At 72.3% G+C, this 16,481-nt stretch carries 16 protein-coding genes; 8 read left to right on the top strand and 8 right to left on the bottom strand.

Going from position 1 to position 16,481, the window contains the following annotated elements:
* Positions 1-56: 56 nt before the first annotated feature.
* A complete protein-coding gene (locus HB370_RS31455) occupies positions 57-770 on the bottom strand; it encodes a response regulator transcription factor (protein ID WP_037700665.1) in 714 nt (237 codons plus the stop codon).
* 567 nt (positions 771-1,337) lie between these two features.
* Positions 1,338-2,609 (bottom strand): histidine kinase, encoded by a 1,272-nt coding sequence (locus HB370_RS31450; RefSeq protein ID WP_030778082.1) that lies wholly within the window; start codon positions 2,607-2,609, stop codon positions 1,338-1,340.
* Positions 2,610-2,801: 192 nt separating this feature from the next.
* On the opposite strand from HB370_RS31450, the gene HB370_RS31445 reads away from it, so the two are divergent.
* Complete coding sequence (locus tag HB370_RS31445) at positions 2,802-3,002, top strand: hypothetical protein (protein ID WP_030778080.1); 201 nt, start codon at positions 2,802-2,804, stop codon at positions 3,000-3,002.
* Between the two features lie 90 nt (positions 3,003-3,092).
* Positions 3,093-3,488: a ribonuclease domain-containing protein gene (locus tag HB370_RS31440; protein ID WP_030778078.1), complete on the top strand. Its 396-nt coding sequence runs from the start codon at positions 3,093-3,095 to the stop codon at positions 3,486-3,488.
* 116 nt (positions 3,489-3,604) lie between these two features.
* On the opposite strand, the gene HB370_RS31435 is transcribed toward HB370_RS31440, so the two are convergent.
* The 3 genes from HB370_RS31435 to allB form a co-directional block, all read right to left on the bottom strand.
* Positions 3,605-4,417, bottom strand: a complete 813-nt coding sequence (locus HB370_RS31435; protein ID WP_030778076.1) for an AIM24 family protein — start codon at positions 4,415-4,417, stop codon at positions 3,605-3,607.
* Positions 4,418-4,541: 124 nt separating this feature from the next.
* Positions 4,542-5,657 (bottom strand): allantoicase, encoded by a 1,116-nt coding sequence (gene alc, locus HB370_RS31430; RefSeq protein ID WP_030778074.1) that lies wholly within the window; start codon positions 5,655-5,657, stop codon positions 4,542-4,544.
* Between the two features lie 39 nt (positions 5,658-5,696).
* The gene (gene allB, locus HB370_RS31425) at positions 5,697-7,034 is read right to left on the bottom strand and encodes an allantoinase AllB (protein ID WP_030778072.1); all 1,338 of its coding nucleotides are present in this window, start codon (positions 7,032-7,034) and stop codon (positions 5,697-5,699) included.
* A gap of 275 nt (positions 7,035-7,309) precedes the next feature.
* Here allB and HB370_RS31420 point away from each other — a divergent pair, with 275 nt between their 5' ends.
* Complete coding sequence (locus HB370_RS31420) at positions 7,310-8,107, top strand: IclR family transcriptional regulator (RefSeq protein WP_030778070.1); 798 nt, start codon at positions 7,310-7,312, stop codon at positions 8,105-8,107.
* Between the two features lie 97 nt (positions 8,108-8,204).
* Positions 8,205-8,621, top strand: a complete 417-nt coding sequence (locus HB370_RS31415; RefSeq protein ID WP_030778068.1) for a DUF6234 family protein — start codon at positions 8,205-8,207, stop codon at positions 8,619-8,621.
* Positions 8,622-9,202: 581 nt separating this feature from the next.
* On the opposite strand, the gene HB370_RS31410 is transcribed toward HB370_RS31415, so the two are convergent.
* A complete protein-coding gene (locus HB370_RS31410) occupies positions 9,203-9,517 on the bottom strand; it encodes a DUF5955 family protein (RefSeq protein WP_078637388.1) in 315 nt (104 codons plus the stop codon).
* Positions 9,518-9,732: 215 nt separating this feature from the next.
* Between HB370_RS31410 and HB370_RS31405 the strand changes: the two genes are divergently transcribed.
* Both HB370_RS31405 and aceB read left to right on the top strand, forming a co-directional pair.
* Positions 9,733-10,341: a nucleotidyltransferase family protein gene (locus HB370_RS31405; RefSeq protein WP_030778064.1), complete on the top strand. Its 609-nt coding sequence runs from the start codon at positions 9,733-9,735 to the stop codon at positions 10,339-10,341.
* A 184-nt stretch (positions 10,342-10,525) separates the two neighbouring features.
* The gene (aceB, locus tag HB370_RS31400) at positions 10,526-12,151 is read left to right on the top strand and encodes a malate synthase A (protein ID WP_030778063.1); all 1,626 of its coding nucleotides are present in this window, start codon (positions 10,526-10,528) and stop codon (positions 12,149-12,151) included.
* Between the two features lie 70 nt (positions 12,152-12,221).
* Here aceB and HB370_RS31395 read toward each other — a convergent pair whose 3' ends face one another.
* Both HB370_RS31395 and HB370_RS31390 read right to left on the bottom strand, forming a co-directional pair.
* On the bottom strand, positions 12,222-13,136 hold the full coding sequence (locus tag HB370_RS31395; protein WP_030778061.1) for a HipA family kinase: 915 nt from the start codon (positions 13,134-13,136) through the stop codon (positions 12,222-12,224).
* Positions 13,137-13,522: 386 nt separating this feature from the next.
* Positions 13,523-14,113 carry a TetR/AcrR family transcriptional regulator gene (locus HB370_RS31390; protein ID WP_167513049.1) on the bottom strand — a complete coding sequence of 197 codons (591 nt, stop codon included), beginning with the start codon at positions 14,111-14,113 and terminating at the stop codon, positions 13,523-13,525.
* A gap of 85 nt (positions 14,114-14,198) precedes the next feature.
* On the opposite strand from HB370_RS31390, the gene HB370_RS31385 reads away from it, so the two are divergent.
* Complete coding sequence (locus tag HB370_RS31385) at positions 14,199-15,098, top strand: alpha/beta hydrolase (protein ID WP_030778055.1); 900 nt, start codon at positions 14,199-14,201, stop codon at positions 15,096-15,098.
* A 379-nt stretch (positions 15,099-15,477) separates the two neighbouring features.
* Positions 15,478-16,392, top strand: coding sequence for an MBL fold metallo-hydrolase (locus HB370_RS31380; RefSeq protein WP_051815404.1), 915 nt, complete (start codon positions 15,478-15,480; stop codon positions 16,390-16,392).
* Positions 16,393-16,481 lie beyond the last annotated feature (89 nt).

Genomic DNA, 16,481 nt, shown 5'->3' with positions numbered 1-16,481 from the left:
GTTGTCCGGACATATTCGGCGCGGGTCGGTTCCGGCGGCGATTTCCGGCGACCGGTTCAGCCGGCGCCCTGGAAACCGTCGGTGCCGGCGCCTCCCTCCTCGTCGCCGTCCAGCAGCCCCGCGTCGTAGACCAGCAGCGCGATCTGCACCCGGTTGTCGAGGCCGAGCTTGGCGAGGACGCGGGAGACGTGGGCCTTGACGGTGGCCACGCTGAGGAACAGCTCCGCGGCGATCCGCGCGTTGGCGAGCCCGCGCCCGACGGCGACGGCGACCTCCCGCTCGCGGTCGCCCAGGACCGCCAGCCGTTCGCGTGCCCGGGTCCGCCGGGCGTCGGCGGCGGTGCCGGCCGCGTGCCGCATCAGCTGCCGGGTGACCGCGGGCGACAGCACCGGGTCGCCCGCGGCGACCCGGCGCACGGCGTCGACGATCTCGGCGGGCGGGGTGTCCTTCAGCACGAAGCCTGCGGCGCCGGCGCGCATCGCGTGCAGCACCTGTTCGTCGGCGTGGAAGGTGGTGAGCACCACGACCTGCGGCGCGTCGGGCCGCGCGCGCAGCCGCCGGGTCGCGGTGATCCCGTCCACCGCCGGCATCCGGATGTCCATGAGGACGACGTCCGGCCGGGTCCGCCGCACCAGTTCCTCGGCCTCCGCGCCGTCGGCGGCCTCCCCGACGACCTCGATGTCCCCGGCCCCGCCGATCATCAGCGCCAGACCGGCGCGTACCAGGGGGTCGTCGTCCACGAGGAGCAGTCTGATCGGCGTCGCAGTCATGGGGTTACGTAATCACGGCCGACGGACCGGGCCGGCGGATTCCCGGGACGCCTGCGGCCCGGGACGGCTGGTCCTCCGAGGCGCCCGCGGTCTGGGGGCGGATTCCGAAGCGATCCCAGCCGAGGGCGGATTTCCGGAGCACCCCCTCCCCGGGACGGCGGATGCCCAAGGCGTCCGCAACCGGGCGGGTCCCCGAAGCGTCGCCGGCCCGTAACAGCGAATGCACGACGGCACCCGCAACCAGGAGCGAACCTCCCACAAACGTCCCCGGCCCCGAACATCGGATCCCCGCCCCCCACGCGTCCGCAGCCCCCGACGGCAGATCCCTCCAAGCACCCGCAACCCGAGGCGCCCACGCCCCGGGACGGCTGATCCCCCGAGGCGCCCGCAGCCGGGCGGATTCCCGAAGCTCCCGCGCACCGAAGCGAATGCCCAAGTGTCCCCGGCCCCCGGACGGCGGGTCCCCGCGGCCCCCTCAGCCCCGGGCGCCGGATCCCCGAGGCACCCGCACCCGGAAGCGAATCCCCGAAGCACCTCCGGCCCGAGACGGCCGATTCCCCAGGCCCCTCACCCCCGCGGCCACGGCAGCCACCCCTGTACCTCGAAGCCTCCGTCGGGCCGCGGGCCGTGCCGGAGTCGGCCGCCGGTCAGGGTGGCGCGTTCGGTGAGGCCGATCAGGCCCTGGCCGGAGCCGGGGACGGGCGGGACCTCGGCGGGCGGTGCCGGGTTGGCGACGGTGAGGGTCAGGCCGTCGCCGGGGGCACCGGTCAGGCGGACGGTGACCTCCGTGCCTGGGGCGTGCTTGCGGGCGTTGGTCAGGGCCTCCTGGGCGATGCGGTAGGCGGTGCGGCCGACGGAGGCGGGGACGGCGGCCGGGTCGGCGACGCGATGGTCCAGGGTGACCTTCATCCCTGCCTCGCGGCACTCGGCGACCAGGGCGTCCAGCGCGGCCAGCGTCGGCTGGGGCCGCCCGCCGGAGGGCTCCTCTCCGTCGCCGGCCCGCAGCACGCCGATGATCTCCCGCAGGTCCTGCAGCGCCTCGTGCGCGCTCTCCCGGATCACCCCGGCGGCCCGCGCGACCTCCTCGCGGGGCGCGTCCGGCCGGAACTCCAGGGCGCCCGCGTGCACGCTGAGCAGGGTGAGCCGGTGGGCGAGCACGTCGTGCATCTCGCGGGCGATGGCCTCGCGGGCCAGCCGCTGCGCCTGCTCGGCGCGCAGCCGGGCCTCGGTCTCCGCCCGGTGCGCCCGGTCCCTGAGGCTCAGCATCAGCATCCGCTTGGAGCGGACGAACATGCCCCAGCCGGTGATCGACACGGTGAGCAGCGTGATGAACACGAGAACACCGGTGTAGGACAGGTCGGGGTCGGGCCGCACCCAGTACAGCAGCGGCACCAGCGCGAGGCCGGCGCCGCCGATCCAGGCGACGTACCGGAAGGGCCGGTGCACGGCGAGCGTGAACAGGGCGACCATGGCGGCGCCGCCCGAGCAGTTGGACAGCAGGCCGACCAGGAACATCGCGACGGCGAACCCGACCGGCCACCGGCGGCGCAGCCAGACGGCGGCGCAGGACAGGGCGCCCAGCACCTGGTCGAGGATGGCGAGGGAGCGCGGCAGGCCGGTCTCCTCGGGCAGGGACCGCGCCGCCGCCAGGCCGATGAGGACGGCCAGGAGGAAGCAGGAGAAGTCGACGACCCAGTCCCGCGCGGTGCGCCGGGGCCGTCGTCCCGAGGACCCGGCGTCCGGGTCCAGCTCATGGATCAGCGCGGACGGGAACAGCCACCGGCGTCCCGTGAACCCACCCGGCGCCCGCGTCCGCTCGTCGTCGCTCACGGTCGGCAAATCTATGCGGGGTCCGCGCTCCGCCGCCGCCCCGGACCGGGATCGGCGACCGTACGACCGGCGGCACCGACCGAAGTCGCACCGCCGGTGAACTTTCGGCGCGGTCCGCCGCCGCGGAGCGGCGTCTTTCGGCGGTGCGCGCTCGCCGCGCGGCCGATGCGCGGGAGGCCGCCGCCGGGCGAGAGTCGCCGGGTGAAGCAGCTACTGGAACTTGTCGGATTCATCGCGTTGGTGCAGGGCGTCATGGGCCTGGTGCACGAGTTCACCGACTGGCGGGTGGGCCTGGTGCAGCGCCTGGGCTTCCTCGACGGCTACGAGGTCTACGCGAGCGTGGCGCTCGTGGTGCTGGCGCTCGCCCTGTTCGCCGCGGCGGACAGCCGGAAACGGCCGTAGGTTAACCCCCGGAAAAATCATCGGACGTACCGGCGAACAATCCGTGATTGACATTGACATGCCATGTTCTACGCGCGTCATGATGAGGCCATGAGATTCCCCCCACGCGCGACGCGCATCGGTGCAGCGGCCGCCCTCCTGTCCGCCCTCCTCGTGGGCGGCACCGTCACCGCCACCACGGCTGACGCCGGGACGGCCTCGGTCGGGAGCATCTGCTACGGCAGCCTGCCCGCCCAGGCGTACGACACCCTGGAACTGATCGAACAGGGCGGCCCGTATCCGTACTCCCAGGACGGGAGCGTCTTCCAGAACCGGGAAGGCGTCCTGCCCAGCCACACGGCCGGCTACTACCACGAGTACACCGTGATCACCCCGGGCTCCTCCACCCGCGGTGCCCGGCGCATCGTCACCGGTCAGCAGTACCAGGAGGACTACTACACGGCGGACCACTACGCCTCGTTCAAGCTGATCGACTACGGCTGCTGAGCCCCTCCCCCACGGGGCCGGCCCGAGGAACGGCGCGACACCCCGGGGCCCGGCCCGCCGCGGCCGGGCCCCGGTCGTCGCGGCGGACGGGTGGCCCAGCAGGCGTAAGCCGAGGCTCAGCCGGCGTGGGTGGAGAACAGTCCGCCGGTCGGGCCCTGCTTGTCGCCGCCCTGGGCCTTCTTCAGGGCGTTGGCCAGGCCCTCGATGGTGAGGGACTGAAGGATCACCCGGCCGTTGCCCTCCAGCGTGGCCAGGGACAGGCCCTCGCCGCCGAAGACGGCGTTCATGATCCCCTGGCGGTTGAGGCCGCCGACGCGCTGGACGCCGTACTGGATGCCCTCCTCGAAGGCGACCACACAGCCGGTGTCGACCTCGATCCGGCCGCCGAAGTCCGCCGGGTTCAGGTCGATGAAGTTGCCCGCGCCGGCGATGATCACCGTGCCCTGCCCGGTGAACTTCTCCAGGATGAAGCCCTCGCCGCCGCTCATGCCGGTGCGCCCGCCCGCGAAGGCGATGCCGAACTCGACGCTGGACTCGGCTGCCACGAAGGCGTCCTTCTCGGCGAACCAGGCGCGCGTGCCGTCCAGCTCCAGGGCGCGCATCTCCCCGGGGAGCACGCCCGCGAAGCCGACCGTGCCCTCGCCGCCCTGGGCGGTGAAGTACTGGAAGGCCAGCGACTCACCGGCGAGCATGCGCTGCCCGACCTGCATGGCGGTGCCCATGGCCTGGCGCAGCAGCCCGCCCATGCCGCCGGAGCCGCCCTGCTGCTGTCCGCCGCCGCCCGACGGGCCGGACAACCGGGTCTCCATGGTCACGTTCGCCGTCTTGAACAGGAACTTCCCGGCCTCGCAGTACACGGTCTGGCCGGGACGCAGGTTGACGACCGCCATCTGCATGGCGTTGCCGACGATCTCTTGCTGAAGGGTCACGTCAGAAAGAACGCGTCAGGTGGACGGAAGAGTTCCGGACCGGCGGTACGCGGGTCCCGAAGGGTGACGCGGGGGCGCCCCGGTGCTGTCCGGCCGGGGCGCCCCACGCGCGCGTGAGCGGGGATCAGCCGCCCAGCTCCTGATGGCGGGCGGCCAGGCCGCTCGCGCCGCGCTCGGTCAGCGAGCCGAACAGGCGCAGCCGGGAGATGCCGCCGTCGGGGAAGATGTCGATCCGCGCGTGCGTGCCGACCGCCGCCTCGGGCAGGACGAAGCGGTGGTTGGTGTCGGGCTGGAGGCGGGTGCGCGGCAGGACCTCGGTCCACTCGCCGTCCTCGCCGTCCCGGACGGACACCGACACCCAGCCGGCGCTGTTGCCCTTCAGGTAGGCGGTGTCGATCTCGACGGCGCGGATCGCGGACTGGGCCACGAGCCGGTAGCGGATCCAGTCGTTGCCCTGGTCGCGGCGGCGGCGGGTCTCCCAGCCGTCGTCCATCTTGCGCGAGCGGCCCGGCTGGATGGTGTTGGTGGCCGGCGAGTAGAAGAGGTTGGAGGCGTCCTCGACCTGGCCGCCGTTCTCCAGCGCGACCACGTCGAAGGTGCCGAGGGCCGCCAGCCACTCGGGGTCCGGGACGACCTCGCCGTACACGCGCAGGCGGGCGATGCCGCCGTCGGGGTGCTGGTTGATCCGCAGGTGGGTGAAGCGCTGCTCGACGGTGACCTCGAAGCCGTTGGCCGCGTGGCCGCCGACCGGGGTGCGCGGGACGAGGGTGGTCCACTTCACGTCGTCGCCGAGCAGTTCCCCGGGCGACGGCGAGCCGGGTACGCAGGCGCCCTCGACGGAGACGGCCTGCGGGTAGTTGCCGCGGAAGTGGGCGGTGTCGATCACGATGCCGCGGATCACCCCGGGCGCGCCGAGGCGGACCAGCGCCCAGTCGTGGTCCTCGGCGGTGGGCCAGGGGTGCTCGGCGGAGACACCGCGGCGGCGCCGGGTCTCCCAGCCGTCCATGATCTTGCCCTTGTGGCCGAAGTGCTCGGGGTCGAACTCGGCCCGCTCGGGCACCAGCAGGTTCTCCCGCTGGGCGAAGAACTCGTCGTTGGCGGCGATGACACCGGCGCCGAGCTGCCGGTCGGCGAGGTTGGCGTACTGGGTGAAGGGGAAGTCGGCGGTGCGGTAGTCCGCGTACGGGTCGCCGCCTCCGTAGGGGTTCGCGTCGCCGGTGAAGCTGGGTATCGCCGTCACGGTGATCAGTTCTTCCTTTCGGGGCTCGGTGGGTGGGATTCAGCGGGTCCGGCTGAGCAGCGTCCCCTTCGGTTCGGTGAACTCGCCGTCGGCGACGATGCGTTCGCCGCGCAGCCAGGTGGACTTGACGACGCCGTACAGGGTCCTGCCGGCGTAGGCGGTGACCCGGTTGCGGTGCTGGAGGCCGGCCGGGTCGACGGTGAAGGTCTCGTCGGGGGCGAGGACGGCGAAGTCGGCGTCGCGGCCGGCCTCGATGGCGCCCTTCCGGGTCAGGCCGACCAGCTCGGCGGTCCGCGCGGACATCCAGCGGACGACGTCCTCCAGGGTGTGGCCGCGCTTGCGGGCCTCGGTCCACACCGCCGGCAGGCTCACCTGGAGACCGGAGATGCCGCCCCAGGCAGTGGCGAAGTCGTCGGTCTTCAGGTCGGCGGTGGAGGGCGAGTGGTCGGTGACCACGCAGTCGATGGTGCCGTCGGCCAGGGCCTCCCACAGCAGGTCCTGGTTGGCGGACTCGCGGATGGGCGGGCAGCACTTGAACTCGCTGGCGCCGTCCGGGACTTCCTCGGCGGTCAGGGTGAGGTAGTGCGGGCAGGTCTCCACCGTGACGCGTACGCCCTCGGCGCGGGCGGCGCGGATCAGCGGCAGGGCGTCGCTGGAGGAGAGGTGCAGCACGTGCACGCGGGCGTTCAGGCGCCGGGCCTGCGCGACGAGGTTCGCGATGGCGGTGTCCTCGGCGTCGCGCGGGCGGGAGGCGAGGAAGTCGGCGTACTTGGGGCCGCCGTGCTGCGGGGCGCTCTCCAGGTGGTGCGGGTCCTCGGCGTGCACGATGAGCAGCCCATCGAACCCGGCGATCTCGGCCATCGACTGGGCGAGCCGGTCCTGGTCGAGGTGCGGGAACTCGTCCACGCCGGACGGGGAGAGGAAGCACTTGAAGCCGAAGACGCCGGCGTCGTGCAGCGGGCGCAGGTCCTTGACGTTGTCGGGCAGGGCGCCGCCCCAGAAGCCGACGTCGATGTGCGCCTTGTCCCGGGCCACGTCCTGCTTGATCCGCAGGTGCTCGACCGTGGTGGTGGGCGGCAGGGAGTTGAGCGGCATGTCGATCAGAGTGGTGATGCCGCCGGCTGCCGCCGCGCGGGTGGCGGTCCAGAAGCCCTCCCACTCGGTACGGCCCGGGTCGTTGACGTGCACATGGGTGTCGACCAGGCCGGGCAGCAGCACGTGGTCGCCGACGTCCTCCAGCCGGGCCGTGGCCGGAACCTCGGCGTCGTACGGCAGGACGGCCGTGATCTTCCCGCCGGACACGGTGACCGTGGCGGCCCGCGTGCCCTCCGGAGTGATCACCCGCGTCGAGCGCAGCACCAGTTCAGCGTCGGACACCCGAACCCCTCTCTATACCGCCGTTGTTCACACCCAGGAAACGGGATTTACACCCACGTAACGGACTTCAACGTTCTGTTGAAGGAGTCTTCACTTCCCCTACTCCGCCGTCAAGAGGCACCCTTCGAGGGGGCGCGCGGGGCACACCCACTCTGGACGTTTCCACAAAGCGGAATTAGAATTCCAACAAGCAGAACGTAGCTACGTACAAGCGGGGAGTCAACCGACTGCCGGGTAGGCTTCTGCTCTCCCGCCAGTCCCGAAAGGAACGCGCCGTGCCGACGTCCAGCGCCAGCACCACCGACTCCGCCAAGCCCCCCGCCGCAGGCGGGGTGCAGTCCCTGGAGCGCGCCTTCGACCTGCTCGAGCGGATGGCGGACGCGGGCGGCGAGGTGGGCCTGAGCGAACTGTCCGCGGCCAGTGGCCTGCCGCTGCCCACCATCCACCGCCTGATGCGCACGCTGGTCGCCTGCGGCTATGTACGCCAGCAGGCCAACCGGCGCTACGCGCTCGGCCCCCGCCTGATCCGCCTCGGCGAGTCCGCCTCCCGGCTGCTCGGCACCTGGGCCCGGCCGTATCTGGCCCGGCTGGTGGAGGAGACCGGCGAGACGGCCAACATGGCGCTGCTCGACGGCGACGAGATCGTGTACGTCGCCCAAGTCCCGTCGAAGCACTCGATGCGGATGTTCACCGAGGTGGGCCGGCGGGTCCTGCCGCACTCCACCGGCGTCGGCAAGGCGCTGCTCGCCGGGGTCCCGGACGACGAGGTGCGCGCACTGCTGGCCCGCACCGGCATGCCCGCGGCCACCGAGAAGACCATCACCACGCCGGAGGGGTTCCTCGCGGCGCTGGAGGAGGTACGGCGGATGGGCTACGCGGTGGACGACAACGAGCAGGAGATCGGGGTCCGCTGCCTCGCCGTGTCCGTGCCCGACTCCCCCACGGCGGCGGCCATCTCCATCTCGGGGCCGGCCGGACGGGTCACGGAGACGGCCACGGAGAAGATCGTGCCGGTGCTCCAGCAGATCGCCCGCGAACTCTCCGCGGCCCTGGCCAGCCAGAACCAGGGGTGAGCGGCTCGGCGTCGGGGAGGCCGACCGGCCACTGTCCCGCGTTCGGCCGAGTAGCCGTACTCATGCGCCCCGGGCGCCTTGCGGGCAACGTGGCGGCATGGATCTCCCCGTCGCCCCGCCGGCCTTCGACGCCACCGGCGACCCCGGGCCGCACCGGCACGCCGACCGGGGTGCCGACATCGGTGCCGGTTGCGGGCTGGTGTTCCTCGAACTGACCGCCCTGGTCGTGATCTTCGGCCTGTGGTGGCGCTCCGGGTTCGACCTGGACCCGGCATCGACCGTCACGGCCGACCCGCTGTGGGACTACCTGATCGCCGCCGGCGCGGTCGGGGCGGTCGCCCTCGTGGCGGCCGTGATCGCCGCGCGGGCCGGGGCCGTCGTGACCGTGGTCACCCAGGGCCTCATGGCCGCCGTGGTCTGCCTGATCGTCGTCGGCGGGGCCGCGCGGCAGTCCCACGAGGACCAGCGGTGCCGTGAGATCCCGGCGGCACCGGGCTGCCGGAACAGCGACTGACCAGGACCCGGGACGCCCCCGCACCACACCCCGGCCGACCCACGGCCGCCCCGGCACCCGACCACGATCCGCCCGGCACCGACACCTGGCCAGGCCCCGGCCAACGCCTGATCACGATCCGGCCGACACCTGGCCACGCCCCAGCCGACACCCGACCAGACCCGGCCGACACCGACCACACCCCAGCCGACACCCGACCAGACCCGGCCGACACCGACCACACCCCAGCCGACACCCGACCAGACCCGGCCGACACCGACCACACCCCAGCCGACACCCGACCAGACCCGGCCGACACCGACCCCACCCCAGCCGACACCCGACCAGACCCGGCCGACACCGACCACACCCCAGCCGACACCCGACCAGACCCGGCCGACACCGACCACACCCCAGCCGACACCCGACCAGACCCGGCCGACACCGACCACACCCCAGCCGACACCCGATCACAAGCCGGCCGCCCCCCTGGCCATGCCCCGGTCGAAGCCCGGCCACGGCCCGACTGACGCCCGACCGCCACCCGGCGACGCACCCCCACAACCCTGCCGAAGCCTGGCCACCCCCCTGTCGGCGGCCGGCTAGGCCCGCGGCGGCTCGCCGAACAGGTCCACGGCGGCGCGTACCTGCGACAGCCCCCGGGCCAGCGCGCTCATCGAACCGATCGCGCCGGCGATCAGCAGCAGGGAGGCGCGCAGCCGCGGGATCTCCGGGACTCCTCCGGCGGCCATCGCGGCCAGGGCCGCCAGCTCGTCCTCGGCTATCGCCCGGTCGGGGAAGTCCGCCGGTAACGCCGCGAGCTGGCGGCGCAGCCGGGACACGGCGGTACACAATTCCGCCACTCTCGGGTCCTCGTCGATGCCGGTCACCGGCCTCTGCCCCAAGCTCCGCAACACAGCCCTCCCCGTCGGCACGCCCTTGTGCGCGGGCCAGTAAACGCCACCTCCGGGCCCCTGCGCCACAGCGCGGACCGAAATTCAGCCCAACGGAACCGGCACCGCGCACGCGGCCGGTTTCCGTCGCCGCCGGCTCCGGGAGCGCGGCCGGATTCCATCGCCGCCGGACCTCGGCAGCGCGGCCGGTTGCCGTCGTCGCCGGGTATGCAGGAGCCATGACGGAGAACCGGGAACTTCACGGGGAGGTCGCGGGGCTGCTGCTCGCCGCCGGCGGTGGCCGACGGCTCGGCGGACGCCCCAAGGCGCTGCTGACGCACCGCGGGCGGCCCCTGGTCGAGCACGCGGTGGAGGTGCTGCGCGCGGCCGGGTGCGGACGGATCCATGTGGTGCTGGGCGCGGCGGCGGACGAGGTGCGGGCCCGCGCCGGACTGGACGGCTGTGTGCTGGTGGACAACCCGGACTGGACCGAGGGCATGGGCTCCTCGCTGCGCGCGGGACTGGCCTCGCTCGCCGGCACGGGGGTGCGCGCGGCGCTGGCGGGCCTGGTCGACCAGCCCGGCATCGGACCGGCCGCGGCGGCCCGGGTGCTGGGTGCCTACCGGGACGAGCGGTCGCTGGTCTCGGCCGCCTACGACGGGGTACGCGGCCATCCGGTGCTGTTGGGGGCGGCGCACTGGGCGGGCATCGCCGAGACGGCCACCGGCGACCGCGGGGCCCGGGCCTATCTCCGGGCGCACCGGGCGGAGCTGCGGCTCGTGGAGTGCGGGGACGTGGCCGAGCCGTACGACATCGACACCGAGGCGGACCTGAGCCACCTTGAGTGAACGGGGTGGCACCCAGCGCCACCTTCGCTCGACTCAGAGAATCTCGACGTCAACAGACCATTGAAGTTCCACGATGAGGAAACTACTATCCACTGTTCAGAAGCGTCCGACCGCACAGTGGGCGCTGTCTGTCCTATTCGTGCCACTTGGCACCCGGTGCCACCGCTGAAGGAAGTGACAGCTCATGTCCGCACCAGCGCCGTCCCCGCTGGCCATCGTCGACGCCGAGCCCCTGCCCCGGCAGGAGGAGGTCCTCACCGACGCGGCGCTCGCCTTCGTGGCGGAGCTGCACCGGCGGTTCACCCCGCGCCGTGACGAACTCCTCGCCCGCCGGGCCGAGCGCCGCGCCGAGATCGCCCGCACCTCCACCCTCGACTTCCTGCCGGAGACGGCCGCCGTCCGCGCGGACGACTCCTGGAAGGTCGCCCCGGCCCCGGCCGCGCTGAACGACCGGCGCGTCGAGATCACCGGGCCCACCGACCGGAAGATGACCATCAACGCGCTCAACTCGGGCGCGCGGGTCTGGCTCGCCGACTTCGAGGACGCCTCCGCGCCCACCTGGGAGAACGTCGTCCTCGGCCAGCTCAACCTGATCGACGCCTACACCCGGAACATCGACTTCACCGACGAGCGCACCGGCAAGTCGTACGCGCTGCGGCCGAACGAGGAACTGGCGACCGTCGTCATGCGCCCGCGCGGCTGGCACCTGACCGAGCGGCACCTCGTCGACGCCGACGGCACGCCGGTCCCCGGTGCGCTCGTCGACTTCGGCCTGTACTTCTTCCACAACGCCCAGCGGCTGCTCGACCTCGGCAAGGGCCCGTACTTCTACCTGCCCAAGACCGAGTCGCACCTCGAAGCCCGGCTGTGGAACGAGGTGTTCGTCTTCGCCCAGGACTACGTCGGCATCCCGCAGGGCACCATCCGCGCCACCGTGCTGATCGAGACGATCACGGCGGCGTACGAGATGGAGGAGATCCTCTACGAACTGCGCGACCACGCCTCCGGGCTGAACGCCGGCCGCTGGGACTACCTGTTCTCCATCGTGAAGAACTTCCGTGACGGCGGCGCCAAGTTCGTCCTCCCGGACCGCAACGCGGTCACGATGACGGCCCCGTTCATGCGGGCGTACACCGAACTCCTGGTCCGCACCTGCCACAAGCGCGGCGCGCACGCCATCGGCGGCATGGCGGCCTTCATCCCGTCCCGCAAGGACCCGGAGGTCAACAAGGTGGCCTTCGAGAAGGTCCGCGCCGACAAGGACCGTGAGGCGAACGACGGGTTCGACGGCTCCTGGGTCGCCCACCCCGACCTGGTGCCCATCGCCATGGAGTCCTTCGACAAGGTCCTCGGCGACAAGCCCAACCAGAAGGACCGGCTGCGCGAGGACGTGCGCGTGGCGGCGGCCGACCTGATCGCCATCGACTCGCTCGACGCGAAGCCGACGTACGAGGGCCTGGTCAACGCCGTCCAGGTCGGCATCCGTTACATCGAGGCCTGGCTGCGCGGGCTCGGCGCGGTCGCCATCTTCAACCTGATGGAGGACGCGGCCACCGCCGAGATCTCCCGCTCGCAGATCTGGCAGTGGATCAACGCCGGGGTCGAGTTCGCGGGCGGCGAGAAGGTCACCCCGGAGCTGGCCCGCAAGGTCGCCGCCGAGGAACTCGACGCCATCCGCAAGGAGATCGGCGAGGAGGCCTTCGCGGCCGGCCACTGGCAGGAGGCGCACGACCTGCTGCTCCAGGTGTCCCTGGACGAGGACTACGCCGACTTCCTCACCCTGCCGGCGTACGAGCGGCTGCGCGGCTGACCGTCACCGCCACGCATGGGCCCGGGGGCTTCCCCCCGGGCCCTTCGTCGCATCCCGGTCGTGTCCCGGCTCACCCCAGGTGCGCCGACCAGTCCTGCTCCGCCGCCGGCTTGCCGTGCAGGTCGGGGACGCGCTTCAGCCAGTCCGGGCGGCCCGCCTGGGTGCGGGCCGCGCGGGCGGCCTCCTCGGCGGCCAGCTGCTCGCGGCTCGGGAAGTCGGTGGGCAGCCACTCGGCCGAGAGCCGCACCCGGTCCAGCAGATAGCCGACGTAGGCGTCCCGGACGTCGTCGGGCGTGGCGAACCCGGCGTCCTCGGCGAGCCAGGCGTCCGGCACCTCGGCGACGATCCCGCGCAGCAGCTCCTCGGTCACCCGGGGCGCCAGCTCGGCGTCGGCGGCGCGCACATCGGGGCCGTAGTGGCCGAGGGCGTGGTGCCGGAAGTCGTACCGCCGGCCCGGGGTCGTGGTGTCCCAGCGGTGGTGGAAGACGAGGGCGGCGCCGTGGTCGATGAGCCAGAGCCGGGCCGGCGCGGTGCCGAGCGTGGGCCAGACCATCAGGTTGGAGCTGTGGACCGTACGGTCGACGTTGACGGTCAGCGCGTCCAGCCAGACGATCCGGCCGGCCTCCAGCGGGTCCACCGGGAACGTCCGGGCGATCTCCGGGGTGAAGTCCCGGGCCCCCGGCAGACAGTCCATGCCGAGGTTCACCCCCGCGCTGGCGCCGTGCAGGTCACGCACCTCCTGGTGCGGCTCGGCGGCGGCGATGGCCGGGTCGAAGTGCACGAGCACCAGCTCGGGAAAGCGCAGACCGAGCGCCCGGGCGAGTTCCCCGACGATGACCTCGGCGACCAGCGCCTTGTGCCCCTGCGCGGACCCGGTGAACTTGACGACATACGTGCCGAGGTCATCGGCCTCGACGACACCGGGGACGGAGCCACCCGAGCGCAAGGGTTCGATGTAGCGGGTCGCGGTGACTTCTCTCAGCACTTCCGAAGGCTCCCCACTCGCTGGCCTCGCATTCCATGATCCCGTCCAAGGCGCTGCAGTCCGTGCATATGTCCACGATGAGCCCTGGGGAGAATCTGGGGAGTTTCGACCGGCACGCTCATGTCGCTCCCTCCCCAGCAGTCCATCGATCACGCCGGAGGCCCCCGGCTCCGGCCTCAAGGCACGAAGTGAGCATAGTAACCAAGCGTGACAGCCGCGGACGGACGCCCGAGCCATCACGCCGGCGCCACCACGGGCTCCTCCAGCTCCAGCAGTACTCCGACACCCCGACCCGCACAGTGCAACAACCAAGGCCGAGGCGAGCCCTCAGCACGCTGGGGGTGAGAGAGCGCCGGTCCCACCCGTTCGGGATTTTGATACGCCGGCTATCCGACCGGCCTCAGCGCCCGCGCGAGCGCGTCGACGGTCACGCCGACGATCGCCCGGAGTTGCTCCGGGCTCGCCCCGGCCCTGCCCATCACCGCGAGGGACTGGTTCACGGCCGCTACGTGTACGGCGAAGTCCTCGGCCTCCTCGTCGGACATTCCGCCGGCCTTCAGCGCGGTGCGCAGGCGCGGGCGCTGGAGGCCGAACAACTCTTTGACACGCTCCGCGACGCCCGGGCTCAGCGCCGGACTCGCCATGACCGACTGGGCCATCAGGCATCCGTCGGGCACGGCGGGATCGGCGATGCGCCCCAGGGTGACGTCGAAGAACGCGCGGACGGCGGCGACGGGGTCCTCGGCCGCGCACGACAGGGCGGCGTCGTACTTGTCGCCGTAGCGCGTGGCGTAGCGATCCAGGCAGCGGAGGAAGAGCGCGTCCTTGTCGCCGAGCGAGGAGTAGATCGAGCTGCGGTTCAGGCCGGTCGCCCGGGACAGGTCGTCGAGCGAGGTGTCGGCGTAGCCGGAGCGCCAGAACTGGATCATCGCGGCGTCGAGCACCGTGTCCATGTCGAACTGCTTCTTGCCTGCCATGCGGCCCATCCTCCCATCTTGAACTGATCAGTTCAAGACGTGCTAGCGTCGCCTCACGGTCCACGCGCCTCGATGGAGGATTCCCATGACCAACCCCGTCCCCGCCCTGCCCCTGCAAGACCTGGCCGGATTCACGCACCGCTGGGTCGACGCCGACGGCATCCGCCTGCACGCCGTCGAAGGCGGCCGGCCGGACGGACCGGCCGTCGTCCTGCTCACCGGGTTCCCGCAGACATGGTGGGCCTGGCGGAAGGTCATGCCCGCTCTCGCCGACCGGTTCCGGGTCATAGCGATCGACCGGCCGGGCCAAGGCAATTCCGAGCATCCGGAGCTCAGCTACGACACGCACACGGTCGCCGCGCACATCCAGGCCGCCGTGAACGCTCTCGGCGTGCGGGACTACTGGCTCGCCGGGCACGACATCGGCGCCTGGGTCGCCTTCTCCCTCGCCCTGAACCACGAGGGCCGGCTGCGCGGGGTCGCGCTGCTCGACGCCGGAATTCCCGGTGTCACCATGCCGGAAGCGGTCCCCCTCGACCCGGCTCTGGCGTTCAAGACCTGGCACTTCGCGTTCCACGTGGTGCCCGGCCTGCCCGAGACGCTGATCGTGGGCCGCGAGCGGGAGTACGTCAGCTGGTTCCTGAAGACCAAGTCCCTCGCGCCCGACGCGTTCGAGGAAGCAGAGCTCGAACACTACGGCGCGGCCCTCGCCGTCGACGGCGGCCTGCGCACCGGCCTCGCCCACTACCGCGACGCCGCCGAGTCCGCGCGCAAGAACCGCGCGGCACTCGAGCGACGACGACTGACCGTGCCCGTCCTCGGAATCTCCGGCAGCCACGGCTCGATCCCGGACATGGCGGCCTCCCTCAGCCCGTGGGCCGAGAACGTGACCGGCGTCCTCGTGCCCGACGCCGGTCACTACATCCCCGAGGAACAGCCCGAGGCCGTCGCCACCGCCCTCACCGACTTCTTCAGCGGCCGTTAGCGCTCCGACAGGAGGGCGATCCCCCTTGCCGTCGGGGCCCGTCGGTCACGGGCCCGCTCCGCGATCGCCGGGTCGCCCCGCCGGCTCAGTGGCACGCAGAGGCAGGCATCTTCGAGATGCTGCACCGTACCCGCTCGCCGAGTGACACGAGGCGCCTCCGGCTTCCGGTCCCCGGCCTCGAGCATGAAGTGAGCATGGCAACCAAGCGTGACAGCAGGGGAGGGAGGCCCGAGCCGTCGCGCCGGCGTCACCCGGCACCGCCGCCCACCGCAGGGGCGGCTGTCACAAAGCGGGCCGCCGTCCGGACTGAAGGGATGACCGGACGGTGTGACCATCACGCCGTCGATGACTTCGGTCACCGCTTCAAGAGGAGGACGACATGAGCCGGGTCGACATCGCACACACGGATGCTCCGAGGAACGAAGAGTTGGTTCCGTCGCGCTACGCGCTGAAGGTCGGTGACATCGACGTGCTGATGATCAGCGACGGGGTGCTGCCGATCTCCCCCGTGACGCTGGCCACCAACGCCGCCACGGCCGACCTGTCGGCCTGGCTCAGTGACATGTTCCTGTCCCCGGAGGTGCTCGACTGGCCGTTGAATGTGGCCGTGGTGCGCAGCGGCGGCCGGACCGTCCTCGTCGATTCCGGGCTGGGGACGGAGTTTCCGGGCTTCCCGCGGGCCGGGCAGCTGGCCCTGCGGCTGGACGCCGCAGGGATCGATCCCGCGTCCGTGACCGACGTGGTGCTCACCCACTTGCACATGGACCACATCGGCGGGCTGCTCGTCGACGGTCTGAGGGGCCGGCTCCGCCCGGACCTGCGGGTCCATCTGGCGTCCGCGGAGGCCGAGTTCTGGGCGGCGCCCGACTTCTCCCGCACCGCCATGCCGGCACCGGTGCCGAGCGTGCTCCGGACGACCGCCTCGCGGTTCCTGGAGGTGTACCGCGGTCAACTGCGGCCGTTCGAGACGGAGTACGAGGTGGCGCCGGGAGTGAGGATCTGCCGCACCGGCGGTCACACCCCCGGCCACAGCATCGTCCGGCTGGAGTCCGGCGGCGACCGGCTGACATTCGCCGGTGACGCCGTGTTCCAGTGCGGGTTCGACAACCCCGAGTGGCACAACGGCTTCGACCACGACCCCGAGGAGTCGGCCCGCGTCCGGATCCGCCTCTTGAAGGAGCTGGCCGCGAGCGGCGAGCAACTGGTGGCCACCCACCTGTCGTTCCCTTCCGTCTGCCACGTAGCCGTCGCGGGGAACGCCTTCCGGTTCGTACCGGCCGTCTGGGATCACTGACCGCGCTCCGGGCGGGCCGGCGCGTGAGCGGCCGGCCCTGCCACGCGGCCCGGGCGGTCCGGCCCACGTAGGGTCCCGCCGTCCCGGGC

This window comes from Streptomyces sp. DSM 40868, assembly GCF_011820545.1.
GTDB classification, from domain to species: domain Bacteria; phylum Actinomycetota; class Actinomycetes; order Streptomycetales; family Streptomycetaceae; genus Streptomyces; species Streptomyces eurythermus.
The sequence above is the reverse complement of the archived record's forward strand: the minus strand, read 5'-3'. Positions and strand labels throughout refer to the sequence as shown.

What these genes read in the sequence shown, in the direction of transcription:
- HB370_RS31415 (WP_030778068.1), top strand. Translation starts at nt 8,205, where the DNA reads ATGGATCTCCCCGTCGCCCCGCCGGCCTTCGACGCCACCGGCGACCCC.
- HB370_RS31405 (WP_030778064.1), top strand. Translation starts at nt 9,733, where the DNA reads ATGACGGAGAACCGGGAACTTCACGGGGAGGTCGCGGGGCTGCTGCTC.
- HB370_RS31455 (WP_037700665.1), bottom strand. Translation starts at nt 770, where the DNA reads ATGACTGCGACGCCGATCAGACTGCTCCTCGTGGACGACGACCCCCTG.
- HB370_RS31440 (WP_030778078.1), top strand. Translation starts at nt 3,093, where the DNA reads ATGAGATTCCCCCCACGCGCGACGCGCATCGGTGCAGCGGCCGCCCTC.
- aceB (WP_030778063.1), top strand. Translation starts at nt 10,526, where the DNA reads ATGTCCGCACCAGCGCCGTCCCCGCTGGCCATCGTCGACGCCGAGCCC.
- HB370_RS31385 (WP_030778055.1), top strand. Translation starts at nt 14,199, where the DNA reads ATGACCAACCCCGTCCCCGCCCTGCCCCTGCAAGACCTGGCCGGATTC.
- HB370_RS31380 (WP_051815404.1), top strand. Translation starts at nt 15,478, where the DNA reads ATGAGCCGGGTCGACATCGCACACACGGATGCTCCGAGGAACGAAGAG.
- HB370_RS31390 (WP_167513049.1), bottom strand. Translation starts at nt 14,113, where the DNA reads ATGGCAGGCAAGAAGCAGTTCGACATGGACACGGTGCTCGACGCCGCG.